The sequence below is a fragment of the Polaribacter dokdonensis genome (genome assembly GCF_024362345.1).
Taxonomy (GTDB): domain Bacteria; phylum Bacteroidota; class Bacteroidia; order Flavobacteriales; family Flavobacteriaceae; genus Polaribacter; species Polaribacter dokdonensis.
This window is the reverse complement of the sequence record NZ_CP101505.1, coordinates 611,595-637,565: the sequence shown is the minus strand read 5'-3', so window position 1 is coordinate 637,565 and position 25,971 is coordinate 611,595. Positions and strand designations below refer to the sequence as shown.

The window sequence follows — 25,971 nt, the reverse complement described above, 5'->3', positions numbered from 1 at the left end:
TATACTAGTTTATTGCTTTAATTTCACCTTTATCAATTGTAATAGTTTGGCTGCATTCTGTTCTCCAGCTCTTTTTACTACTTACTACAATTAAAGACCAAGGTCTTGCACTATCTGTTAAATACTTAATGATACTTACAGTTTCCTCTAAATTAAATTGATCTAAAGGATCTTCTAAAATCATAATCTTTGGTTCTTTAATAATAGCTCTAGCTAAAATTATCTTCTTAGCAATAGTGTAAGACATTTGCTTACCCTCTGCATTTAAAATAGTATCTAAACCATTGGCTTGTTCTTTTAAAAATTGTGATAAGCCAACAATATCTAATATTTCAAAAATCTTAGAGTCTTTAATTTTATCATTCCCAAAAATTAGATTTTCTCTAATACTACCTTCAAAAGGAGTTTCTTCAGACAAAGACAACCCTAATTGTGACCTGTAATGATTTAGGTGTAAACTACCTAAAGCTAAGTTGTTTACATAAATATTACCAGCTGTAGGTTCTATAACTCCAGATATTAAACGTAATAAACTAGATTTACCAGCACCACTTTCTCCAACAATTAGAATTCTACTTTTAGGTTTTATTTTTAAGGAAATGTTTTTAATGATTGGCTTCTTTCTATTAGCAACTTCATAAGATACTTCATCCAACTCAACAGTTAAACCGTCTTTAAATAAAGGCTTTTCACCATCTTGAGATTCTAATTCTTTGTCTACTACTTGACCAATTTTTTCAATAGAGGTTAATACATCATAAAAAGATTCTAATCCAATAATTAGTTTCTCTACAGAGGCTATTACCAAAAGAATAATGATTTCTGCTGCAACAAACTGTCCAATATTCATTTCTTGATTTAAAACCAATGCTCCACCAATTAATAATAAACTAGCAGTTACAATTACTTTAAAACCAATCATTTGCGTGAATTGCAAGATTAAAATCTTAAAATGATTTTCTCTAGCCTCAATATATTTATCAACCAATACATCATTTTTAGACATCGCCAAACTTGTGTTTCCAGACAGTTTAAAGCTAACTACAGTTCTTGCTACTTCTTGTATCCAGTGTGCAACCTTATATTTTATTTTAGATTCTACTAAACTTGTTTCTAAACCCTTTTGTGCAGTAAACTTAAATACAATGTAAATAAGCAACAGTAGCAAAATACCAAAGATGATAAAAAATGGGTGATAGAATGAAAGTAAAATCAATGCAAAAATGATTTGTAAAATAGCTGTTGGTACATCTATCAAAATTTTTGATAATCCTTTCTGAATGGTTAGCGTATCAAAAAAACGATTTGCTAATTCTGGAGGATAGTACTCACGTAATTCTATCATTTTAATTTTCGGAAAACGATAGCTCAATTCAAAAGAAGCTCTTGTAAAGATTCTTTGTTGAATGGTTTCTATAATTCTCAATTGCATTAATTGTAATGCTCCAGAAAATATTACACCAATAGTCACAGCAACTACTAAAACAATCCAAGAAGTAGAAATTTGTGCTCCTTGTATTAAGTTAATGATTGCTTGTATACCTAAGGGTAATGAAAGCGAAACAATTCCGCCAAAAATGGCGTAATAAAAAATCTGAAAAATCTCTCTTTTTTCTAATCTTAGCAACCCTAAGAAACGTTGCCAAGGAGTAAGTGGTTTGTTAGTCATTATCTTTATTTAAAGTATGAAATACTAAATGCAAAAAGAATTTTGTTGGTACTTTGTTGTTATCGCAATTGGTTATAGAAGGGAAGTGGCTGTTTAAAAAATGCTGATGTAAACCACCTTCTATGATAGTGCTTGCCAAACTCAAAGCAAATTTATAATCAGAATTTACGCTGGCAATCATCTGTTCTAAACGAGTTACCAAACGTTTATAAACTTCAAAATAGCCTTCTTTATTATCATTATCAACCTCTTTGGTTAAGAATGATTTAGAACTTTCATTAACAATAATTTTATACAATAACACTTCGTTAATGTGAGTGAAATTACTGTCTTCTTCTACAGTTCTTGTAAGAATGGTAATGGCTTTTTCTAACTTTTCTTTAGAGTTAGAAATACTAAAAGTTTCTAAAACCAATTGGTACTCTAACCAAGCCCAATACCAAGAAGAAAGGTATAATAGTAGCTTGTGTTTACTCTCAAAATACCTATAAATAGAACTTTCATTAGAACCTATTCTATTTCCTAGTTTTTTAAAGGTAAAACTCTCAAAACCAATTTCATTAATAATAACAATACTATTCTCAATAATACGCTTTCCTAGTTGAGAGGTTTCAGGGTCTTTTATATATATTTTATCTGGTACAGATATTTTTAAGTTAGATAATAAATCTTTCATGGTTTTTCGATTTGTTTGCAAATATAATAGTAATACTATTGTTTTAGAGCGTTATTATAATTTTTAATGATTTTTTAACATTTAACAATGAGCAACAAAAAAACCTTTCAAAATTTTATTGAAAGGTTTCTTAACAATTAACTTAAATTCTAATTATTATTCTTTGTATAAATAAACTGCAGATGCTTTAGATAAAGACGAGTTGTAACTTGGAGTTACATCACCTCCAGAACCAATATTACTAAAGGCCAAAATTCTACCTCCATTGTTTCCTGCCTCTGCAATAAAAACGGTTTGAGATTCGCCATCATAAGCTACATCTACAGGATTACCTAATAATGTACTTGCTCCAGATACTCTTGTTTGTTCTGCCACAGATAGTGTTGCCCCATTTGCAGTACTGCTAAATTTAGATGTAAAATTATCAATCACATGAAATCCTCCATCATCTTGTCCATTAGAAGCATCACCAATATCTGTTAAAACCATAGTATCTGTCATTGCATCATAGGTTAAACCATGAGTTCTAACAATACCTTCTACAGCAATCTTTTTAGAGGTTGCTAATGTTGTTGTAGTTGTATTGTTCAAGAAATTGGTATACACAGCCAATTCATTGGTAGTATCTGCAATTGCATATAAATCATTACCAATAAAGGTAATTCCCCATAATTTAATGTCTGTTGTAATGGTATTTCTTAAAGTAAAACTATTTCCGTTTTTAGAGTATATAAATAATCTTCCATCATTTGTGCTATTATCTCCATCTGCATCTGCATTATCTACAACTACATAAAAATTTCCATTTACTGCTAATTCTCTAGGACTTGTCATATCTAAACTACCAACAACGTTTGCTGTTACTGTAGTAGATATTAAAGAAGAAGATAGAGTAATACCTGCATAACCCTCTAAACCAAATGTAGATCTAGAAGCTTGTACCACTAAATCTTCATCACTATTATAATACACTCCATCAGAAGCAGAAATTGGTGTAGTTAATGTAGAAGTGGCAACCGCACTTAAATTGGTAACATTATATACGTTTACATTACCATCGTTGTTGTTTGATGTAAAAAGTAATTTTGTGTCTAATTGTGCAGCAACTGTAGAAGTTTCGTCTGAACATGAAGTTAAACCTACTGCAATAGCACCTACAAGTGCCAGTGTTTTCATTGTTTTCATTGTAATTTAATTTTAGTTTTCCAGTTTATATACGTAAAGAAATACAACTTGGTTTTATAAATATTATTTTTTTATAAATTTTAACATTTATAGTCTCTCTATTAATATTGATTGTTGCTATTTCATAAAACCTAATTTTTTAATATCTTTGTAGCACTAAAGAACTCCTAGTAAATAAAATAGCAAATTCGGTTTTATTTTTTAAACTGATTCTACACCAAAAGCATTAGGTGCAAATACAAAACTTTAGTATAATTTGAAAACAAGCATACAAAAACAGTTATATAGTTAATGGCAAAATCGCAACAGACATTTAGTAAAAGTGAAAAAGAAAAAAAACGTTTAAAAAAACGCGAAGACAAGCGTAAAAAAATGGAGGCAAGAAAAGCTGCTAAAGAAGAAAGTGGTGCATCTGGAATTCAGTTTGCTTATGTAGATCATAATGGAAATTTAACAGATACTCCTCCAGATCCAGAATTAAAAGTAGAGTATGAATTAGAAGATATTCAAATTTCTACTACTAAAAAAGAAGATTTACCAGAAGAAGATCCAGTAAGAAAAGGAAAAGTAAATTTCTTTGATACTTCTAAAGGTTTTGGTTTTATTATCGATTCAGATAATGGAGAAAAATATTTTACACACGTAAGTGGTTTAATAGATACTATTGCAGAGAATGATAAGGTTTCTTTTGAATTAGAAAAAGGAATGCGTGGAATGAATGCAGTGAAAGTAAAAAAAGTATAAGTATATACTTGCTCATATATTAAAAAATCCCATCATATTTATGATGGGATTTTTTTATGAGTTATAAAATTGTAAACTTTCTTTTATCAATACTTCAGGCACTTTACAATCTAATTTAAAATCTTCAAAATCATTTAAAAGTACAAAGTTTACTTGTCCATTTACATTTTTCTTATCGTGTTTCAATAAGTTAAGAATGGCCGTAAAATCTTTTTCTAATAATTGTATTTTATCATAAATAGCGCATACAACTTCTTTTAAAGCATGCACCTTATCTATTGGAAATTGTAATTCTTTGTTAGAAATATAACTTTCGCAGACCATCCCAATTGCAATGGCTTCACCATGTGTTAAGTTTTCCTTGTCTTCAGATTCTAAGTAGAATGATTCTATTGCATGCCCAAGTGTATGCCCAAAATTTAAAATTTTACGCAAATCCTTTTCTTTTGGATCTTTTAAAACAACCTCGTTTTTAATTTCTACAGATCTAAAAATTAAATCGCTAATATTATTTTCTTTGTTCTTTTTAATGTTTTCAAATAAAGACACATCATAAGTAACTCCATATTTAATAATCTCTGCTATTCCAGATTTTATTTCTCTTTCTGTAACAGTTGTTAAATATTGATTGTCTACAATTACCATCTGCGGATTTGCAAACAAACCAATTTGGTTTTTTAACACGCCTAAATCTACACCTGTTTTGCCACCAACTGAGGCATCTACCATAGATAATAGGGTAGTAGGTATATTCACAAAATCTACACCTCTTTTAAAACAAGAAGCTACAAAACCACCCATATCTGTAATAACTCCACCTCCTAAAGTAATTACCAAACTCTTTCTATCTCCACCCAATTCTGTAATGGCATTCCAAACACCAACACAAGTTTCTAAGTTCTTATTGATCTCTCCAGATTCAATTTCTATAACCTCTATAGTTTTATCTGTCTTTAAATTTGGTATAAATTTAGGATAACAGTGTTCCATGGTATTTTCATCTACCAAAACAAACAAAGTTGAGTAGTCTTTTTCTTGAATTAATTGTGATAATTCTTGATAGCTTTCTTCCTGAAAATGAACAGGATAAGATACAGCCTTAATGGTTTTCATTTTTTATAGAATTGAAGGTGCAAAATAACTAGAATTTATATAAAAATTACTATCCAAACACTATATTTGTAACACTAAATCGATATAGTATGAAACTTTTTGACAATACAGAAGTTGCTTTTGCATTAAAATCAGATTCACAGTTAGAACGTGCTTATTTTTTGTTCAAAATGATACAAAATCAACCTATGGTAAAAATAGGAAGCGCTGTTACTAATTTTGCTTTAAAGGTACATTTACCTATAGAAGGTTTAATTCGTTCTACAGTGTTCGATCATTTCTGTGGAGGAGTTACAGAAGACGATTGTTTACCTATTATAGAAAACATGTATGCTAATGGTAAAGTACATAGTGTACTGGATTATTCTGTAGAAGGTAAAGATGAAGAAGCTAGTTTTAACGAAGCTTTACAAAAGATTCTTAAAATTATAGATTTTTGTGCTGAGAAAAAATCAATTCCTTTTGCTGTATTTAAGCCTACAGGATTTGGACGATTTGCTTTATATCAAAAATTATCTGAAGGTAAAGAACTAACAGAAAAAGAAGAAATTGAGTGGATTCAAGTGATAAAAAGGTTTCATAAAGTTTGTCAGGTTGCTGTAGAAAAAGATGTTCCGTTATTAATTGATGCAGAAGAAAGTTGGATGCAAGATGCAGCTGATGAGCTTATTGAAGGTTTAATGGAAACGTACAATACCAAAAAAGCCATTGTATTTAATACTTTACAGATGTATAGACATGATAGAATGGACTATCTAATGGCCTTACATTCTAAAGCAAAGGCTAAAGGTTTTCATATAGGTATGAAAGTAGTTAGAGGTGCCTATATGGAGAAAGAACGTCAAAGAGCGAAAGAAAAAGGATACAGATCACCTATTTGTACAGATAAAAAAGCTACAGATGAAAACTTTAATGCTGCTATTAAATACATGATGGATAATTCTCACATGGCTTTATTTGCAGGTACACATAATGAAGAAAGTTCTTATTTAGTAATGGATTTAGCAAAAAAGTATCAGCTAAAAGTAAATGATAACAGACTTTGGTTTGGGCAATTGTTTGGTATGAGTGATCATATTAGCTACAATTTAGCCAATCAAGGATACAATGTAGCAAAGTATTTGCCTTTTGGCCCAGTAAGAGATGTAATGCCATATTTAATAAGAAGAGCAGAAGAAAATACTTCTGTAGCTGGCCAAACTAGTAGAGAATTAAACCTACTGCAAACAGAGCGTAAGCGTAGAAAATTATAATGAAAACTGTAGAAGAAATAAGAACCTTATTGCACAAAAACAAATTACGATTGCATCAAGAGCTTTTGCAAAGTAAAGAAGCCATGTTCTTAATTCGTAAATCTACACATGCCAAATTAACACCAGAAGAAAGAAAAAAAATATACATATTAATTTTAGATATTTGCAAATCTATACCAGCATTAGCGGTATTTTTATTACCTGGAGGCGCAATTCTATTACCACTTTTAATTAAATTAATTCCAGATATTCTGCCCTCTGCATTTAGAGAAGATTCAACTGAACCTTAATACTTTAAGCTATCACCTTTTGTAGCTTATACTTTTTAAATCCTTAACATTAAAATAATTGATGAGATAAGGTGTAAATCGCATAGAAACAACTACTTTTGCACGAAATTTAAGAAAGTATAAATGCAATCAATAAGAAACATCGCAATTATTGCACACGTTGATCATGGTAAAACAACGTTAGTAGATAAAATTATAGACCAAGCAAAAATTTTAGACGATCGTAAAGAACGTACTGATTTATTATTAGATAATAATGATTTAGAGCGTGAAAGAGGAATTACCATTCTTTCTAAAAACGTATCTGTAAATTATAAAGGTGTAAAAATTAATGTAATTGACACACCAGGTCACGCCGATTTTGGAGGAGAAGTAGAGCGTGTATTAAAAATGGCAGATGGCGTTTTATTATTAGTTGATGCTTTCGAAGGCCCAATGCCACAAACTCGTTTTGTATTAGGTAAGGCTATTGAGTTAGGTTTAACACCTATTGTTGTTGTAAACAAAGTAGATAAAGAAAACTGTACACCAGATTTAGTACACGAAAAAGTATTTGATTTAATGTTTGCTTTAGACGCTACAGAAGATCAATTAGACTTTACAACTATTTATGGTTCAGCTAAAAACGGTTGGATGTCTACAGATTGGAAAGATGAAAAAGAAGACATTATCGATTTATTAGATGCTGTAATCGAATCTATTCCAGAAGCACCTTACAGAGAAGGTTCTCCTCAAATGCAAATTACATCATTAGATTTTTCTGCATTTACAGGTAGAATTGCTATTGGGCGTGTTTTTAGAGGAGACTTAGAAGAGAATAAAGACTACATGTTAATGAAAGCAGATGGTACTAACAAAAAAGTTAGAATTAAAGAATTACATGTATTCGAAGGTATGGGTAAAGCAAAAACTTCTAAAGTAAGAAGTGGTGATATCTGTGCAATTACAGGTATTGAAGGTTTCGAAATTGGAGATACTATTGCAGATTTAGAAAACCCAGAAGCATTACCAAGAATAGAAGTAGATCAGCCTACAATGAGTATGTTGTTTACCATTAACAATTCACCTTTCTTTGGTAAAGAAGGTAAATTTGTAACTTCTCGTCATTTACGTGACAGATTGTTCAAGGAAATGGAAAAGAATTTAGCATTAAGAGTAGATACTACAGATTCTGAAGACAAGTTTAATGTTTTCGGTCGTGGAGTTTTACACTTATCTGTATTGATTGAAACAATGCGTAGAGAAGGGTATGAATTGCAAGTGGGCAGACCACAAGTAATCATTAAAGAAATTGATGGTGTAAAGTCTGAGCCTTATGAAACTTTATCTATTGATGTTCCTGAAGATGTTGCTTCTAAAGCCATAAACTTAGTTTCTTTAAGAAAAGGAGATTTATTAGTAATGGAGCCTAAAGGAGATTTACAACACTTAGAATTTACCATTCCTTCTAGAGGATTAATTGGTTTACGTAATAAGATATTAACAGCAACTGCTGGTCAAGCAATCATTAACCACCGTTTTTCTGAATATGGACCTTTTAAAGGCGAGTTTTCTGAAGATATTAAAGGTGCTATTGTATCTTCTGCTGCAGGTAAAGCAACAGCTTATGCAATTGATCGATTACAAGACAGAGGACGTTTCTTTATAGATCCTAATCAAGAAATTTACATTGGTCAGGTAGTTGGAGAAAACAGTAAAGATACTGATATGGGTGTAAACTTAATTAAAGGTAAAAAATTAACAAACGTTCGTTCATCAGGTACAGATGATAGTGTAAAGATTGCTCCTAAAACAGATTTCTCTTTAGAAGAATGTATGGAGTATATTAAAGGAGATGAATATTTAGAGGTTACTCCTGAGAGTTTACGTATGCGTAAAATTGAATTTAGACCATAGTCCAAAATCAACATAAATTTATAAAAGCCCAAGATGAATTTCTTGGGCTTTTTTTTAGCTATATAGATTTAATTAAAAATTATTTACTAATCTATTTAAATTTTACAAAGTATAGGTACATTTTATCCTCTACTGTAAAAATGAAATGTAAGCTAAAGGCGGGTGTACATGTTTATTTGGAGGTCAGAAGGTAGTTGCTATTGCACAATAATAAAAAGTAGTCATAAAAAAAACCGAAGGGTTTCCTTCGGTTTTTTTAAAAATTTAAAAGTAGCTTATTTTAAACTACCTGTCATTTCAGCTGGTTTTACCCATTCATCATATTGTTCTGGAGTAACATAACCTAAACGAACTGCTTCTTCTTTTAAAGTAGTTCCGTTTTCGTGAGCAGTATTTGCAATTTCTGCTGCTTTATAATACCCAATTTTAGTATTTAAAGCAGTAACTAACATAAGTGATTTGTTCACTAATTCTGTAATTCTAGAATGATTTGGCTCAATACCAGCAACACAGTTTACATCAAAAGAAACACAAGCATCACCAATTAATTGTGCAGATTGTAACACATTAGCAGCCATCATTGGTTTAAAAACATTCAATTCATAATGTCCTTGTGTACCACCAACAGTAACAGCAACATCATTACCCATTACTTGTGCACAAACCATTGTCATAGCCTCACATTGTGTAGGGTTTACTTTACCTGGCATAATTGAAGAACCTGGCTCATTTGCAGGTATGATGATTTCTCCAATTCCGGATCTTGGTCCAGATGCCATTAAACGAATATCGTTGGCAATTTTATTTAAAGAAACAGCAATTTGCTTTAATGCTCCATGTGTTTCTACTAAAGCATCATGTGCTGCTAAAGCTTCAAATTTATTTTCTGCAGTTACAAATGGTAGTGTTGTAAATTCTGCGATATATTTTGCCACTAAAACATCATATCCTTTAGGTGTATTTAATCCTGTACCAACTGCAGTTCCTCCTAAGGCCAACTGAGATAAATGCTCTAAAGTATTATTTAATGCTTTTAACCCAAAGTTTAATTGAGCTACATAACCAGAAAATTCTTGCCCTAAAGTAAGTGGAGTAGCATCCATTAAATGTGTTCTACCAATTTTAACAACATCTTTAAAAGCTTCTGCTTTTGCTTGTAAAGTGTCTCTTAATTGAGTTATTCCTGGAATGGTATTCTCTACAATTTTCTTGTAGGCAGCAATGTGCATACCTGTAGGAAACGTATCGTTAGAAGATTGTGATTTATTTACATCATCATTAGGTTGAATGGTTTTATCACCTTCACCAATTACTTTACCAGAAATTTCATGAGCTCTGTTTGCAATAACCTCGTTTACATTCATGTTAGATTGCGTACCTGAACCTGTTTGCCAAATTACTAAAGGAAATTGATCATCATGCTTACCTTCTAAAATTTCATCACATACTTGCGCAATTAAATCTCTTTTTTCTTCAGATAAAACACCTAGTTCTGCATTAGTAAATGCAGCCGCTTTTTTTAAATAAGCAAAACCATAAACCACCTCTAAAGGCATTGAGGCTGGTGCACCTATTTTAAAATTATTTCTAGAACGTTCTGTTTGTGCTCCCCAATACTTGTCTGCAGGAACATTTACATTACCCATGGTATCTTTTTCTATTCTAAACTTTGTCATGATGTACTTTATATTTTAGGGTAACAAATTTAAATAATATCGCTCAAATATTTTAATATTAAGGGATGTAAATGCTCATAAAAACTTTAATTTTAATTGTGTAATTTTAAAAAAATCTGTTATTTTTGCATGTATATAAATATAATTAGCAATAAATGTTAGATTTTTCAGAATTTTCAGGTTTAGTTTTATTCATGTTTATTTTTACAGCCGGTTTTTGGTTGTTAATTTTCTTATTAACATTTGTAGTTCCTTACTGGATAGGAGGAACAATTTGGGAAAATTTCAAATTAAAAAGAGATGCTAAAAAAGCTGCTGAAGGAAAGTAGTTTTTAGCTTAACCATATAAAAAAAAACTCGTTCATTTATTGAACGAGTTTTTTGTTTATCAAATTTTGGTTTTTGATTTATTCTTCAAAATCATCTCCACCATTATCATCTCTATCTCCACCAAATCTCTTTTTCTTTTGGTTGAATCTGTACACCAAACTTACTCTAAACTGAGGCTCTCTCCATTGAAACTCTGAATATTGATCTAAGAATCCTGGAATATTTGTTGTTCTTCTACTAATTCTACTATTAAAAACATCACTAAAGTTAACGCTTAAAGAAGCTTTTTCATTAAAGAAATCTCTACTTGCTGCAATGTTCATACTAAATACGCCTTCACTTGTTGTTTGTGCGTTTTGAGAAGGCCCTCTATAATTTGAGTTAATTTGTAAATCGGTTTTTCCTAAAGTAATCTTTTGGTTTAAGCGAATAAAGTATGAGGTATTCTCAAAATCAAAACTTTGAGTGGCATTCGTTGTTGGGTTTGTGTAATCACCATCTGTTGTAACTCTAAATAGGTTAAAATCACTATTAATGTTCCATATTTTAAATGGTCTGTAGTTTAAGGTAAATTCAAAACCTAAACGTTCTGCAGTAGATAAATTAATTGGGAACCTTCTTGTAATAGGATCTCCATTATCTGTAACTTCACCTGTATCTTCTTGTATTCTTTCCCAATTGTCATTACTAATGTTATAATATAAAGAGGTACTTAGTGTAAATTTATCCCATCTTTTTAAGTAACCTAAATCTACTGCATCAGTAATTACCGGGTTTAAGCCTACATTACCTGTATAGATATTGGCCTCACTAGATCTACTAGGAAAAGGATTTAAGTTTCTACCTCTTGGTCTTCTAATTCTTCTATTGTAACCAATAGTGATGTTTTCACCATCTTTAAATTCATAACCTAAATTAATGGTAGGGAATAGGTTACCATAGCTTCTAGCATCTACAGTTGTAGATGTTTGTTGCTCAATTTCGATAGAAGTATATTCATATCTTAAACCTGCTAATAATGAGATGTTATTAAACTTTTGACCATATTGAAAGTAGGCTGCGTTTACAAATTCTTCATAATTAAAAGAATTGTTTAACCCTGCATCTGGTACTAAAGGTCCATCAGGAAAAACTTGTCTTTCTGCCAAATAGAAACTATTAAAAATATCTCTGTAATTACCTCTATAACCAGCTTCATACTGTATGTTTTCTCCTACAGGATGTACATAATCAATTTGTAATAAAGCTCTGTTCTCATTTTGATCTTCTATTACTTGCTCTAAATCGTTTAATAAGCTAGTTTGTGTATCTATTTCAGTAATATTATTTAAAATATCCTCCATTTCTGTAGAGTACTGTAAATTCACAGAAAGTTTTCTTCCTTTCTGATCGAAGTTATTCACGTAATCTAAAGTATATTGTATTCTTTGTTCATCTTCACCTTCGCTTTCTGTTCTAAATGTAGCTTCATTTAAGCCTCCATTTGCATCAAGCCTTTGAATATCATTAGTATTTACATCATCATCATTACCACTGTTAAAAACAATGTTACCAATAATACTAGAGCTTTTGGTTAAATAATACTCTGCACCAAAACTTGTAAATAAAGATCTACCTAACCTACCAAAGTTTCTTTGCTCAATTACTCTTGCATTTTGTGCTGTAGAGGTTAAGAAGTTAGATTCACTCAAAGAATTACCAGGTGTTTCATTGTATCTAAAACCTGTATTTGTAAATAAGTTCCATTTTTCTGTTCTCCAATTGGCATTAAATGCAGCACCCACTCTTTCAGGATACCCTAAGTCTAACTGTAAAGAACCATTAAAACCTGTTAGTTTATTTTTTCTAAGAATAATATTTAAAATACCAGCAGTACCTTCTGCATCATATCTTGCAGATGGAGACGTTATAACTTCTACCTTTTCTATAGCTTCAGCAGGAATTTGTCTTAACGCTTCTGCACCATTTAAACCGACTAATGCACTTGGTCTACCATCAATTAAAATGGTAACGTTTTCATTACCTCTTAAGCTTACAGTACCTTCTACATCTACTTGAACAGAGGGTACATTACCCAAAACATCACTTGCATTACCACCTCTTATAGAAAGATCTTTACCAATATTAAATACTTTTTTATCTAAACGAATGTCTACTGTTGTTTTTTCGGCAACAATAACCACCTCATCTAATGCCTTAGAATTTTCTGAAAGTTTTATAACCCCTAAATCTAAATCTGAAGTTATGGTTTTGGCAGGGAAAGTTTTAGAATTAAAAGAAATGAATTTTACGCTTATTTCGTAAGTTGCTTTAGGAGCAGAAATACTAAATTTACCTTCCATATCTGTAATTCCACCAGAAATGGCATTTGTTTTTGTGTTTTTTAAAACAATAGTGGCATATTCTAAAGCCATATTTGATTCAGCTTCAATAACTTTACCAGTAATTTTTATTTCATCTAAGCTAGTTTTATCTTGTGCAAAAAAATGATTTGCGGATAATAGTAAACATAAAAGGAGGGCAATTCTTTTTGTCAAAACAAGTCTTTTTTTAGTTTGTTTTGCAAAGATTCACCTTATTTGAGTTTAAGTGAGTTAAAAAAAAGTTAAACAATTTTAAGTTAATTTAACTAAATAATATTAGAGATTTTTTCTGGAGGTCTGCCTATAACTGCTTGTTTATTGTTTATAACTATTGGTCTTTCAATTAGCTTAGGATTAGTAATCATAGCCGTTACTATTTCTTTATCTGTTAAATCTTTCGATTTGTATTCTTCTTTCCAAATTTTCTCCGTTTTTCGAACTAATTGAATAGGAACTATATCTAATTTTTTTATGATAATATTTAGTTCTTCTTCTGTAGGAACATTTTCTAAATATTTAACAATCTCAAACTCTTTACCAGATTTTTCTAGTAGTTGTAAACCTTCTCTAGATTTTCTACAACGTGGATTATGGTATATTTTTATCATTATTTTAATTTAAACGTTAGTTCTCTTTTTGCCCATTCAACATTAAATAGGCTTTTAAGAAACTATTAATGTTACCATCCATAACAGCATCTACATTTCCTGTTTCATGAGCTGTTCTTACATCTTTTACCAGTTTATAAGGGTGCATTACATAATTACGTATTTGGCTTCCCCATTCGTTTTTCATTTTACTAGCTTCAATATCATCTCTGGCAGCTTGTTGTTTCTGCAGCTCAATTTCATACAATTGTGATTTTAGCATTTGCATGGCTGTAGCTCTATTATCATGCTGTGAACGAGAATTAGAACACGAAATTTGAATTCCTGAAGGCTTATGTGTTAACTGAACTTTGGTTTCTACTTTATTTACATTCTGGCCACCTGCACCACTAGATCTTGCTGTGGTAATTTCTATATCTGCAGGGTTAATATCTATCTCAATAGAATCGTCTGCTACAGGATACACATATACAGATGCAAAGCTAGTATGACGTTTTGCATTGGAATCGAAAGGAGAAATACGCACTAATCTATGCACACCATTTTCACCTTTTAACCAACCAAAAGCATAATCACCATCAACCTCTACAGTTACTGTTTTTATACCTGCAGCATCACCTGCTTGATAGTTTAGTGTCTTTAATTTAAATCCTTGTTTTTCAGACCACATAGTATACATTCTAAACAACATTTCTGCCCAATCACAAGATTCTGTACCACCTGCACCTGCTGTAATTTGAATAACTGCAGATAGAAAATCACCTTCATCAGACAGCATGTTTTTAAACTCAATGTCTTCTAAAAGCGTAATGGTTTTTTCATACTGTTGTACTACATCTTTTTCATCTGCTTCGTCTTCTTTATAAAACTCATAAAAAACATTTAAATCTTCGTTAAGTCTTATAATGGTATTGTAGTCTTCTACCCACTTTTTTTTAAAACGCAACTCTTTCATAATTACTTCTGCTGCTTTTGGGTCGTTCCAAAAATCAGGGTTTGCGGTTTTCTCTTCTTCATTTGTTATTTCAATCAGTTTTTTATCAATCTCTAGGTAAGATTTTAATTTATCAATTCTGGTTGAAATATCTTTAAGTTGGTCTTGTGTAATCATAGGTTGAACAAAAATAAACGATTTTTTAGGATTTCGAGTTTTTAAACTGCTCCTTATTTCATAGTTTTATAAAAATATTTATCTCATGAAAAAAGTACTATTTACATTTTTATTTCTTTCTTTTTGTCTGCAAGGATACTCTCAGTTTTTTATCGAGAAAACTGGTAAAAAACTACAAAAAGGAATTAACAAATACTCAGGTTATTATACTTTTTATTACGATGAGAATTCCGATAAAATTTATTTACAAATCGATCAATTAAATACTGATTTCTTATATGTAAGATTTTTATCAGAAGGAATAGGTTCTAACGATATTGGTTTAGATAGAGGTCAGTTAGGCAGTGGAGTAGTAGTGCATTTTAAAAAGGCAGGTAACAAAATTTTGATGGTTCAACCCAATCAAGATTATAGAGCCATAACAGATAATATAGAAGAAAAAAACTCAGTAAAAGAAGCCTTTGCAAAATCTGTGTTACATGGTTTTGTTGTAAAAGAAGCAAAAGACGACATGTATTTAGTGGATGCAACTTCTTTTTTTATGAGGGATGCACATGGTGTTGCTAGAAGCTTGGCTAGGCAAAATCAAGGTAATTATAGTTTAGATAAAAGTAGAAGTGCTTTTAATTTGGAACGTACCAAATCATTTCCTAAAAATTCTGAGTTTGATGTTTTGTTAACTTTTAAAGGGTCTCCTAGAGGTTACAATATTAGAAGTGTAACTCCAGATGCTAGTGCAGTAACTGTAAATCAACATCACTCTTTTGTAGAATTACCAGATGGTAATTACCAGCCAAGAAAGTTTGATCCTAGATCTGGATCTTATCAAATGAGTTATCTAGATTACTCAACACCTGTAAATGAATCGTTAGAAAAACGTTTTATTTATAGACACAGATTGGCTAAGAAAAATCCTAATGCTGCAATGTCTGAACCTGTAGCACCAATTATTTATTATTTAGATAGAGGTACACCTGAACCTGTTAGATCTGCTTTGTTAGATGGAGGTCGTTGGTGGAATCAAGCTTTTGAAGCAGCTGGTTACAAGAATGCGTTTCAATTTAAAATGTTGCCTGAAGGAGCAGATATGTTAGATGTAAGATATAATGTTGTGCAATGGGTGCATAGATCTACTAGAGGCTGGAGTTATGGTGCAAGTATTTCTGACCCAAGAACAGGAGAAATTATAAAGGGACATGTAAGTTTAGGAAGTTTAAGAATTCGACAAGACTATTTAATAGCGCAAGCGTTACAAGCACCTTTTAAAACTAAAACAGCAGAAGACGAATTTGCTTTGCAAATGGCGATTGCGAGAATTAGACAATTGTCTGCACATGAAATTGGGCATACTTTAGGTTTTGCACATAATTTTGCAGCAAGCACTAATGGTAGAACTTCTGTTATGGATTATCCTCACCCTAAGTTTACTTTAAAAAATGGTAAAATTGATTTTTCTGATGCTTATGATACTAAGATTGGAAATTGGGATAAAGTAACAGTAGCATATTCTTATCAAGATTTTCCAGAAAACACCAATGAAGATGAAGCGTTAAATACTATTCTAACCACAGGTTTTAAAGATGGAATGCGTTATTTATCTGATGCTGATGCAAGACCACAAGGAAGTGCTAGTGCTACAGCTCATTTGTGGGATAATGGAGGGAACATATATGACGAACTTAATAATTTATTAGCGGTTAGAAAAACAGCAATCAGTAATTTTTCTGCTGATAATATAAAGATTAATGAACCTTATTCTGTTTTAGAAGATGTATTTGTACCCCTATATTTTTTACATCGTTTTCAAACAGAAGCAACTACTAAACTAATTGGTGGTTTAGATTATTCTTATGCAGTAAAGGGTGGCAATCAAACTATTGTAAAAAGAGTTTCTGGAGACGTAGAAAGAAAAGCATTAGCAATTGTATTAAAAACAGTTATGGTTGATGAAATTGCAATTCCGAAAGAAAAATTAGCATTGTTTCCTCCAAGATCAATAGGTTATGGAAGATCTAGAGAATCTTTTAAAAGCAAATTAGGAGTGGCTTTTGATGCGTTTTCTGCTGTAGAAACTGCCTCAGAAATGACGTTTAAGCTATTATTAAATCCGCAAAGAATGTCTAGACTTATCAATCACAAAAGTTTAGATGATTCACAATTAGGTTTGGATGAATTAATAGATATTGTTGTTATGAATACTGTAAGAAAGAGTCATAATGATAATTATTATCAAGAATTACAGAATGTTATTAATATTCAGTTTTTAGAAGAACTAATGTATTTATCAACCTATAAAAATCAGTACAAACAAGTAAATGCAATTGCAAGTTATAAGTTGAATGAAATTAAAAACATTATTCAAAATAAAAAGAGCAATGGTGTTCAAAACATATACAATGAAGCTTTAGTTAAAATGATTAATGATTTTATGAAGAATCCAACAACTTTCAAAAAAACTTCAGCGCCTAAAATTCCAGATGGTTCACCAATTGGAAATTAATTAAATAGTAAAAAATTAGAATGATTATAGACTTAATATCTGATACAGTTACCAAACCAACACCTGAAATGTTGCAGGCTATGATGAGCGCAAATGTAGGTGATGATGTTTTTAAGATGGACCCTACTGTAAACGCTTTAGAACAAAAGGTTGCTAAACTTTTTGGTATGGAAGATGCTTTGTTTTTTCCATCAGGAACTATGGCAAACCAAACAGCTATAAAATTACATACTCAGCCAGGAGATTTAGTAATTTGTGATAAATATGCACATATTTATAATTACGAAAGTGGAGGAGTAGCTTTTAATTCTGGGGTTACTTGTAAATTGATTGATGGTGAAAGAGGAATGTTTACAGCAGATCAAATAGAAGAAATAGCTTCAGCAAAACCACAGATTTATTTGCCATACACAAGTTTAATTTGTTTAGAAAATACCACAAATAAAGGTGGTGGAGCTTGTTGGGATTTTAAAGAAATAGAGAAGATATACAAGGTTGCCAAACAAAATAATTTAGGTTTTCACTTAGATGGTGCACGATTGTTTAATGCGTTAGTAGCTAGAAATGAATCACCTAAACAATATGGAGCATTGTTTGATACCATATCTATTTGTTTTTCTAAAGGATTAGGTGCACCTATTGGTTCTATGCTAGTTGGTACAAAAGAAATGATGCAGAAAGCCCTGCGTTTACGCAAATTATTAGGTGGAGGAATGAGACAAATTGGTTTCTTAGCAGCAGCTGCCAATTATGCTTTAGATCATCATGTAGAAAGGTTGGCAGAAGACCATAAAAAAGCAAAGGAAATCGCTACAGTATTAAAAAGTTGCAGTTACATAACTAAAATTGAACCTGTAGAAACAAATATTTTGATTTTTTATGTCGATGATAAAATAGGAGCCGATCATTTTATAGAGAAAATGGCCGAAAAAAATATACTGCTAACACCAATGGGAGAAGGTAAAATTAGAATTGTAACGCATTTAGATTATACAGATGAAATGCATACTATTCTGCTAAAAGAATTAGAGGATTTCTAGAAAATTAGAACTCCAAAAAAACTCCTTCGTTGTGCAAAGGAGTTTTTTTTGTTAATTATCAGTAAGCTTTACAAGTTCTTTATAATTCTTATTAAGCTTTCTTAAAAGTATACCATAAACCAGTTTGTAAAATAACCATAGTAAAACTAGTATAATTACTAAAGCTATTATTTGGCTAATTACTGTAATTGTAATTACTTGTTGCATATCCAAAGCCAAGTTATCTGGGTTCATCACCTTCATTAACTTATTGTTATCAGAAAACATGACTATATTTAAAATAATGCTTCCTAAAAACACAGTTGCTAAATTATAAAACACATAGTATTTAACAGTTTTTCTAATTTTTAAGATTCTGTTAATTAGGTTTTTGGTGTTGTCTACCAAAGAAACTCTTCTAAAATTCTTATAAAATAAAAATAAGAATATGGCAATTATGACATAATGTAATACCATAAAGAAATTTAGGAAACCCATTAATTCTAAATCTTCATAGACTTTATAAAAACTATCTGGTATGGTTAAATTAATGGCAGTCCAAAAAATGAACTCTAAAATACCTATTATAAAAATCCATTTTACAATAGATGATGATCTTGAATGGGCCATCTTGTAGATTTCTACACTAGAAAGCTTATTCGATTCTTCTGGTTGATTTTCCCAGGCCTTTTTGTAATTATCTAATACATCCATACATTATGGGTTTAGTATGTTTTTTAATTTCTCTTTAGCTCTATTCATTTTAACTCTTGCATTTACAGAAGTTATTCCTAACGTTTCAGAGATTTCTTTATAAGGTTTATCTTCTAAGTACAAGAAAATAAGTGCTTTATCAATATCATTTAATTGATGTACAGCTTTATATAATGCTTTCAATTGTAATTCTTCTGTATCATCATAATCTTGTGATTTTATTTTGTATGCAAAATCACTTATGTCTTGCGTTTTTACCCTTCTTGTAGATTTTCTATATAACGAAATTGCAGTGTTTAATGCAACTCTGTACATCCAAGTACTGAATTTAGAATCCCCTCTAAACTTTGGATAGTTTTTCCAAAGTTGAATGGTTATTTCTTGAAACAGGTCATTATGAGCCTCTCTGTTTGTAGTATAAACTCTACAAATTTTATGCGCAATATTTTGATTAGTTTCAAAGTCCGATAAAAATTTAGCTTCTAAATCTTTTTGCACTTTTTAGTATTAGTTAGTTATCTATATGTAGCTCAAATTAATAATATGTTACATTTTTCTTAAATAATATTTTAAAAGTATTATTTTTTGTAAATTTGTTTAACTCAAAGAGATATAAATTGAACAATATAAAGCAGGATTTCACGATAAAAGACCTTGAAAACATTTCTGGAATCAAGGCACATACAATTCGAATTTGGGAAAAACGATACAATTTGTTAGAACCAAAAAGAACCGAAACAAATATAAGATATTACACACCAGAGAATTTAACAAAGCTTTTAAATATCGTATTATTAAATAAAAATAACTTTAAAATTTCTAAGATTGCAGCCATGTCTGAAGATGAGATTACTTCTCAATCTAGAGAATTGGCATTTAGTATTGCAACAAATGATGAAGCAATAAATGCATTTAAAGTTTCTATGTTTCAGTTCGATAAAATACTATTTAACAACACCTATCATAAACTATTACATAAAAAAACCTTTAGAGAAATTTTTAAAGATGTTTTTATTCCGTTTTTAGATCATATAGGTTTGCTATGGCAAACAGAAACTTTATTACCTGCTCATGAGCATTTTATATCGAACCTAATTGCTCAAAAAATACAACTTAACACAGAGAAATTACAATACAGTATTAGTAATACAAATAAAACTTATGTTTTATTCTTACCAGAAAATGAAATACATGAGCTAGGTTTACTATATTTAAACTACGAATTAGTGTTAAGAGGTTTTCACACAATTTATTTAGGGCAAAGTTTACCATTAAATAATTTAAATTACTTCTTAGAAGGTGATAGGGAAATTTGTTTTATTGCTTCTTTAACCATTCAGCCTTATGATGACAAAGTAGAAGATTATTTCAGCGAAATTGATGAAGTAATGCATAATACGAATAATCAGTTTATTGCTGTTGGTAGAAAAATTGCAAAGATTAAGCACTTAGAATTGAATGATAGTATTAAATTATATGATTCAATACCTGATTTGTTAAAAGTATTATAAAATAATAACAACTCTTACAAACTGTTTAATTAATATTTATATTTGTTAAACAAACATATTCAATGGGTAAAGAAATCTATATAATTGGTTCTGGCTTTTCTTCTTTGGCAGCATCTTGTTACTTGTCAAAAGAAGGTTATAACGTTACTGTTTTAGAAAAAAACGACACACTTGGTGGTAGAGCAAGACAATTTAAAAAAGAAGGTTTTACTTTTGATTTAGGTCCTTCTTGGTATTGGATGCCAGATGTATTTGAAAGGTTCTTTGCAGATTTTGGTAAAAAACCTTCAGACTATTACATATTAGACAAATTAAGTCCTGGTTATGAAGTGTATTTTGGAGAAAACGATTCAATCAAAATATCTGATAAAATAGAAGAGATTTATGAAATGTTTGAAAGTGTAGAGCCAGGTAGTGCTAAGCATTTAAAATCATTTATAGATTCTGCAAAAGCAAATTACGAAACAGCTATTAAGGATTTAGTGTATAAACCAGGTATATCTCCATTAGAGTTGGTAAATTCAACTACGATAGCAAGAGTTACTCAGTTCTTTTCTACAATTAGAAAACAAGTGCGTAAGAATATAAAAAATGACAAGCTGATTGAGATTTTAGAATTTCCAGTGTTGTTTTTAGGAGCAAAACCTAGTAATACTCCAGCATTTTACAATTTTATGAATTATGCTGATTTTGGTCTTGGAACTTGGCATCCTAGAGGAGGAATGTTTAAGGTCATAGAAGGTATGGTTTCTTTAGCTACATCTTTAGGCGTAAAGTTTCAAGTAGATGCAAACGTAGATAAAATTATTACAGATGGTAATAATGATGTAAGAGGTTTACTAGTAAATGGTAAAGAAATTAAAACTGATTTGGTTTTAAGTGGTGCAGATTATCATCATACAGAAACGCTTTTAAATGAAAATCTAAGACAATATTCAGAAAAGTATTGGGCAAAGAAAACTTTTGCTCCATCATCTTTATTATTTTATGTTGGTTTTGATAAAAAAATAGAAAATGCTAGTCATCATACTTTATTTTTCGATACTGATTTTGATAAGCATGCAGAAGAAATTTACGATAATCCTAAATGGCCTACTGCACCTTTATTTTATGCTAACTTTACGTCTATGACAGATAAAACCTCTGCACCAGAAGGTAAAGAAGCAGGTTTCTTTTTAATTCCTTTAGCTCCTGGGATTGAAGACACAGAAGAGCTGAGAGAAGCTTATTTTGAGAAGATAATGAATCGATTTGAGAAGTTAACGAATCAAGAAGTTAGAAAAAGTGTTATCTTTAAACGATCTTTTTGTGTAAAAGACTTCGAACAAGAATATAATTCTTACAAAGGCAATGCATATGGAATGGCAAATACGCTGCTACAAACTGCATTTCTAAGACCAAAAATAAAAAGTAGTAAGGTAAATAATTTGTATTTTACAGGTCAGTTAACGGTTCCTGGTCCAGGAGTTCCACCAGCATTAATATCAGGTAAAATAGCATCAGATTTAATTAATAAAAATCACAAGTAACATGAAAGAATTATTTGACAGTGTCTCTAACGATTGTAGCAAACTAGTTACAAAAAGTTACAGTACTTCATTCTCTTTGGCTGTGAATATGCTGTCGCCAAAAATTAGAGCAGATATTTATAATATTTATGGTTTTGTTCGTTTTGCAGATGAAATTGTAGATACGTTTCACGACTACAATAAAGAAGAGTTAATGGCTCATTTTGAGCGTGATTATTATATGTCTAAAGAACAAGGAATTAGTTTAAATCCTATTTTAAACTCCTTTCAACAAACTGTAAACAGATACAACATACCAGAAGAAATGGTGCAAGCCTTTTTAAAGAGTATGAAAGCAGATTTACATAAAACTCAATATCAAACAAAAGCAGAGTATGACGAATATATTTATGGTTCTGCAGATGTTGTAGGTTTAATGTGTTTAAAGGTTTTTGTAGATGGTGATGAAAAACGATATAATGAACTAAAAGATGCTGCAATGCGTTTGGGCTCTGCTTTTCAGAAAGTAAATTTTTTACGTGATTTAAAAGACGATTTCGAATTGCTAAACAGATCTTACTTTCCGAATGTAGATTTAGGACAATTGAATGCTATTTCTAAACAACTTATTATTGATGAAATTGAAGCCGATTTCGATTATGCATACACACATGGTATTTTAAAATTACCAGTAGAAGCAAAATTCGGGGTGTATATGGCTTATAGATATTATAGAAGATTACTTAAAAAACTAAAAGCTGTTCCATCAGAAAAAATAATGGATACAAGAATTAGGATTTCTGATCCAATGAAAATAAATTTGTTGGCTAGAAGTTATGTAAAATATAAACTGAATATTATTTAGTATGCTATTCTTAGTTACCTTGGGTGTTTTTTTGTTGATGGAAGGTGTAACTTGGTGTACGCATAAATATGTAATGCATGGCTTTGGATGGTATTTGCATGAAGACCATCATCAACCAAAATATGATGGTTTTGAAAAAAATGATGCTTTCTTTGTAGTTTTTGCAATACCTAGTATGGCTTTGTTCTATTTTGGTAGTTATACGAGTCATGTTTATTTAACCTATATAGGTTTAGGAATTCTTTGTTATGGAATTGCCTATTTTTTAGTGCATGATGTACTTATTCATCAGCGTTTTAAATGGTTTAAAAACACAAATAATTGGTATTTAAAGGGCTTACGTAAAGCGCATAAAATACATCATAAAAATATGGGTAAAGAAGACAGCCAATGTTTTGGAATGTTGTTTGTACCTGTAAAATACTTTAAGCAGTTTAAGAAATAGAATTACTATTTTAATTTCAACTTTACTTTATTTATTTTGAATTCAGCTACCAAAAATTTCGATTATATTATTGTTGGTGGAGGAGCTTCAGGCTTAATGATGGCTTATAGAATGAGCAAAGATGCTTATTTTGATGATAAATCGATTCTAATTCTTGATCAAATAAAAAAATCAAGCAATGATAGAACTTGGTGTTTTTGGGAAAAGAATATAGGTGATTGGGATGACATCTTAAATCATTCTTGGAGAGATATTATATTCAAGGGCGATAGTGGAGCCATGCAAACTTGTATAGAGCCTTATGTCTATAAAATGATTAAGAGTTCTGACTTTTACCAAAAAGTCTGGAAGATAATTAGCACAAAACAAAACATTCAGTTTAGTGAAGAAAATGTAGTTAAAATTCAACAAGAGGAAAGCCTTGGAGTAGTTTTTACCACTGAAAATAAATACCATTCAAAAAGAATAATCAATAGTGTTTTGTTTTCTGACGTGTATCAGGAACAACAAAAGTATCCTGTATTGCAACAGCACTTTGTAGGTTATTTTGTAAAAACAAAAGAACCTGTATTTACTACGAATGCAGCTACTTTTATGGATTTTACAATTCCTCAAAAAGGGAATACAAGATTTATGTATGTTTTGCCTTATGCTGAAAACGAAGCTCTGTTTGAATATACTTTGTTTTCTAAAGAGTTATTAGAGTATACTGCTTATGCTGATGCTATTAAAGCTTATTTAGAAGATAAAAATATTACAGATTACGAAATTGTTGAAAAGGAGCAAGGTGCTATACCAATGACTTCTTACAAGTTCTGGAATTCAAATTCAGTCAATATTATTCATATTGGTACAGCAGGTGGTTGGAGCAAAGCAAGTACTGGGTTTACCTTCAAGAATATAGACAAGAAAACAAGGCATTTAATTAATCACCTTAAAAAAGAAACTTCCTTAAAGTCCTTTCAAAAAACCAATCGATTTTGGTTTTATGATTTACTGTTATTAGATATTTTGTCTAAGCATAATGCAAAGGGAGCTGCTGTATTTTCTAGAATGTTTAAAAAGCTATCTCCTCAGCTTATTTTAAAATTTTTAGATGAGGAAACAACTTTTTCAAAAGAGTTAAAAATCTTCTCTAATATGCAAATACGCTTGTTTAGTAAAGCTTTAATAAAACGTTTATTTTAAAGGAAATTTGTCTCTAATTTTATCTAAGGATAAATTATGGATACTCCCAACATGAGAATGTTGTTTCCCTAAGTCTGGTTTGTACGTTCCTTCTTGCACTTGACCACCAATTTTTTGATATGCTTCTCTAAAAGACATGCCTTCTACTACCAAATTGTTAATAGAATCTACCGTAAATAAATATTGATATTTTTCATCATTCAAATCTATATCTTTTACAATTACTTGCTGAATTGAGTAATTAAAGATGTCTAAAATATCTTTCACATCTTCAAATGCTGCAATAATATTCTCTTTTAATAACTGAAAATCTCTGTGATAACCTGTAGGCAGATTATTGGTGATTAATAACATTTCTGAATGTAAAGCTTGTATTTTATTACATTTTCCACGAATTAATTCAAAAACATCTGGATTCTTTTTATGAGGCATAATGCTACTTCCTGTAGTTAGCTCATCAGGAAAAGAAATAAAACCAAAATTCTGACTCATATACAGACAAACATCCATTGCAAAACGAGCCATTGTATTACACAAACCACCTAAAGCAGATGCTATAGAACGTTCACTTTTTCCTCTGCTCAATTGTGCAGCAACTACGTTGTATTTTAAAGTTGCAAATTCTAATTCTTTGGTGGTTAATTCTCTATCAATAGGAAAAGAAGAACCATATCCAGCAGCAGAACCTAATGGGTTTTGGTCTACAACTTTAGAAACTGCATTTAACACATAAACGTCATCAATTAATAACTCTGCATACGCAGAAAACCACAATCCAAATGATGATGGCATTGCCACTTGTAAATGTGTGTAACCAGGTAATAATGAATCTTTGTGAGTGTTAGCAAGATTTAATAAAGTATCAAAAAGGGCTTTTACTTTATCATTTACAATTGCTAAATTTTCTTTATAATACAATTGTAGAGCTACTAAAACTTGATCGTTTCTTGAACGAGCTGTATGAATTTTCTTACCAACCTCACCTAATTTGTTGGTCAACTCCCATTCAATTTTAGAATGTACATCTTCAAAAGAAGACTCTATTACAAAAGTTCCATTTTCAATATCATCAGCTAATTCTTTCAAACCTTTTTTAAGGTCTATTAATTCATCAGCAGAAATAATTCCTATAGATGCTAACATTATTGCATGTGCTAAAGAAGCTTGTACATCATATTTTGCAATATGAATGTCAATTTCTCTATCATTACCCACTGTAAAGTTTTCTATCTGTTTGTCTATTGAAAATCCTTTATCCCAAAGTTTCATATTATAAATTTTATTTTAAAATTTAGATAAAATTGAAG

The 25,971-nt window shown here is 30.6% G+C and carries 23 protein-coding genes; 12 read left to right on the top strand and 11 right to left on the bottom strand.

What is annotated here, in order from left to right:
- Positions 1–4 precede the first annotated feature (4 nt).
- The 3 genes from LPB302_RS03000 to LPB302_RS02990 all read right to left on the bottom strand — a co-directional run bounded on the left by LPB302_RS03000 (position 5) and on the right by LPB302_RS02990 (position 3,530).
- Positions 5–1,669, bottom strand: coding sequence for a peptidase domain-containing ABC transporter (locus LPB302_RS03000; RefSeq protein WP_053974855.1), 1,665 nt, complete (start codon positions 1,667–1,669; stop codon positions 5–7).
- Positions 1,662–2,345: a TetR/AcrR family transcriptional regulator gene (locus LPB302_RS02995; protein ID WP_053974854.1), complete on the bottom strand. Its 684-nt coding sequence runs from the start codon at positions 2,343–2,345 to the stop codon at positions 1,662–1,664. The genes LPB302_RS03000 and LPB302_RS02995 overlap by 8 nt, the downstream gene beginning before the upstream one ends.
- Before the next feature lie 156 nt (positions 2,346–2,501).
- Positions 2,502–3,530, bottom strand: coding sequence for a hypothetical protein (locus LPB302_RS02990; protein WP_053974853.1), 1,029 nt, complete (start codon positions 3,528–3,530; stop codon positions 2,502–2,504).
- Positions 3,531–3,821: 291 nt separating this feature from the next.
- On the opposite strand from LPB302_RS02990, the gene LPB302_RS02985 reads away from it, so the two are divergent.
- The gene (locus LPB302_RS02985; RefSeq protein WP_053974852.1) at positions 3,822–4,274 is read left to right on the top strand and encodes a cold-shock protein; all 453 of its coding nucleotides are present in this window, start codon (positions 3,822–3,824) and stop codon (positions 4,272–4,274) included.
- Positions 4,275–4,328: 54 nt separating this feature from the next.
- On the opposite strand, the gene aroB is transcribed toward LPB302_RS02985, so the two are convergent.
- Positions 4,329–5,387, bottom strand: a complete 1,059-nt coding sequence (aroB, locus tag LPB302_RS02980; RefSeq protein WP_053974851.1) for a 3-dehydroquinate synthase — start codon at positions 5,385–5,387, stop codon at positions 4,329–4,331.
- Between the two features lie 89 nt (positions 5,388–5,476).
- Here aroB and LPB302_RS02975 point away from each other — a divergent pair, with 89 nt between their 5' ends.
- The 3 genes from LPB302_RS02975 (at position 5,477) to typA (ending at position 8,826) form a co-directional block, all read left to right on the top strand.
- A complete protein-coding gene (locus LPB302_RS02975) occupies positions 5,477–6,640 on the top strand; it encodes a proline dehydrogenase family protein (RefSeq protein WP_053974850.1) in 1,164 nt (387 codons plus the stop codon).
- A complete protein-coding gene (locus LPB302_RS02970) occupies positions 6,640–6,930 on the top strand; it encodes an LETM1 domain-containing protein (protein WP_053974849.1) in 291 nt (96 codons plus the stop codon). The genes LPB302_RS02975 and LPB302_RS02970 overlap by 1 nt, the downstream gene beginning before the upstream one ends.
- A gap of 123 nt (positions 6,931–7,053) precedes the next feature.
- Positions 7,054–8,826, top strand: a complete 1,773-nt coding sequence (typA, locus tag LPB302_RS02965; protein WP_053974848.1) for a translational GTPase TypA — start codon at positions 7,054–7,056, stop codon at positions 8,824–8,826.
- A 275-nt stretch (positions 8,827–9,101) separates the two neighbouring features.
- On the opposite strand, the gene fumC is transcribed toward typA, so the two are convergent.
- A complete protein-coding gene (gene fumC / locus LPB302_RS02960) occupies positions 9,102–10,502 on the bottom strand; it encodes a class II fumarate hydratase (protein WP_053974847.1) in 1,401 nt (466 codons plus the stop codon).
- A 155-nt stretch (positions 10,503–10,657) separates the two neighbouring features.
- On the opposite strand from fumC, the gene LPB302_RS02955 reads away from it, so the two are divergent.
- The gene (locus LPB302_RS02955) at positions 10,658–10,831 is read left to right on the top strand and encodes a hypothetical protein (RefSeq protein WP_015480316.1); all 174 of its coding nucleotides are present in this window, start codon (positions 10,658–10,660) and stop codon (positions 10,829–10,831) included.
- A gap of 78 nt (positions 10,832–10,909) precedes the next feature.
- Here LPB302_RS02955 and LPB302_RS02950 read toward each other — a convergent pair whose 3' ends face one another.
- The 3 genes from LPB302_RS02950 to prfB form a co-directional block, all read right to left on the bottom strand.
- The gene (locus tag LPB302_RS02950) at positions 10,910–13,369 is read right to left on the bottom strand and encodes an outer membrane beta-barrel family protein (protein WP_074613557.1); all 2,460 of its coding nucleotides are present in this window, start codon (positions 13,367–13,369) and stop codon (positions 10,910–10,912) included.
- 92 nt (positions 13,370–13,461) lie between these two features.
- The gene (arsC, locus tag LPB302_RS02945; RefSeq protein WP_053974846.1) at positions 13,462–13,803 is read right to left on the bottom strand and encodes an arsenate reductase (glutaredoxin); all 342 of its coding nucleotides are present in this window, start codon (positions 13,801–13,803) and stop codon (positions 13,462–13,464) included.
- A gap of 16 nt (positions 13,804–13,819) precedes the next feature.
- Positions 13,820–14,914: a peptide chain release factor 2 gene (prfB, locus tag LPB302_RS02940; protein ID WP_053974845.1), complete on the bottom strand. Its 1,095-nt coding sequence runs from the start codon at positions 14,912–14,914 to the stop codon at positions 13,820–13,822.
- 85 nt (positions 14,915–14,999) lie between these two features.
- Between prfB and LPB302_RS02935 the strand changes: the two genes are divergently transcribed.
- Positions 15,000–17,414 (top strand): zinc-dependent metalloprotease, encoded by a 2,415-nt coding sequence (locus LPB302_RS02935; RefSeq protein WP_053974844.1) that lies wholly within the window; start codon positions 15,000–15,002, stop codon positions 17,412–17,414.
- A 20-nt stretch (positions 17,415–17,434) separates the two neighbouring features.
- Positions 17,435–18,454 (top strand): threonine aldolase family protein, encoded by a 1,020-nt coding sequence (locus LPB302_RS02930; RefSeq protein WP_053974843.1) that lies wholly within the window; start codon positions 17,435–17,437, stop codon positions 18,452–18,454.
- Between the two features lie 51 nt (positions 18,455–18,505).
- Here LPB302_RS02930 and LPB302_RS02925 read toward each other — a convergent pair whose 3' ends face one another.
- Together LPB302_RS02925 and LPB302_RS02920 are read right to left on the bottom strand one after the other, a co-directional pair.
- Positions 18,506–19,147: a DUF8845 family protein gene (locus tag LPB302_RS02925; RefSeq protein ID WP_053974842.1), complete on the bottom strand. Its 642-nt coding sequence runs from the start codon at positions 19,145–19,147 to the stop codon at positions 18,506–18,508.
- A gap of 3 nt (positions 19,148–19,150) precedes the next feature.
- Complete coding sequence (locus LPB302_RS02920; protein ID WP_053974841.1) at positions 19,151–19,645, bottom strand: RNA polymerase sigma factor; 495 nt, start codon at positions 19,643–19,645, stop codon at positions 19,151–19,153.
- Positions 19,646–19,764: 119 nt separating this feature from the next.
- On the opposite strand from LPB302_RS02920, the gene LPB302_RS02915 reads away from it, so the two are divergent.
- From LPB302_RS02915 to LPB302_RS02895, 5 genes are all read left to right on the top strand, one after another.
- Positions 19,765–20,658 carry a MerR family transcriptional regulator gene (locus LPB302_RS02915; protein WP_176966498.1) on the top strand — a complete coding sequence of 298 codons (894 nt, stop codon included), beginning with the start codon at positions 19,765–19,767 and terminating at the stop codon, positions 20,656–20,658.
- A gap of 62 nt (positions 20,659–20,720) precedes the next feature.
- Entirely contained in the window at positions 20,721–22,187 is a 1,467-nt protein-coding gene (gene crtID / locus LPB302_RS02910; RefSeq protein ID WP_053974839.1) for a bifunctional phytoene desaturase/3,4-desaturase, read from the top strand.
- Between the two features lies 1 nt (position 22,188).
- On the top strand, positions 22,189–23,031 hold the full coding sequence (locus LPB302_RS02905) for a phytoene/squalene synthase family protein (RefSeq protein WP_053974838.1): 843 nt from the start codon (positions 22,189–22,191) through the stop codon (positions 23,029–23,031).
- 1 nt (position 23,032) lies between these two features.
- On the top strand, positions 23,033–23,476 hold the full coding sequence (locus LPB302_RS02900) for a sterol desaturase family protein (RefSeq protein ID WP_074613556.1): 444 nt from the start codon (positions 23,033–23,035) through the stop codon (positions 23,474–23,476).
- 36 nt (positions 23,477–23,512) lie between these two features.
- The gene (locus tag LPB302_RS02895; RefSeq protein WP_053974836.1) at positions 23,513–24,664 is read left to right on the top strand and encodes a lycopene cyclase family protein; all 1,152 of its coding nucleotides are present in this window, start codon (positions 23,513–23,515) and stop codon (positions 24,662–24,664) included.
- On the opposite strand, the gene argH is transcribed toward LPB302_RS02895, so the two are convergent.
- Positions 24,656–25,933 carry an argininosuccinate lyase gene (gene argH / locus LPB302_RS02890; protein WP_053974835.1) on the bottom strand — a complete coding sequence of 426 codons (1,278 nt, stop codon included), beginning with the start codon at positions 25,931–25,933 and terminating at the stop codon, positions 24,656–24,658. The genes LPB302_RS02895 and argH overlap by 9 nt on opposite strands.
- Between the last annotated feature and the right edge of the window lie 38 nt (positions 25,934–25,971).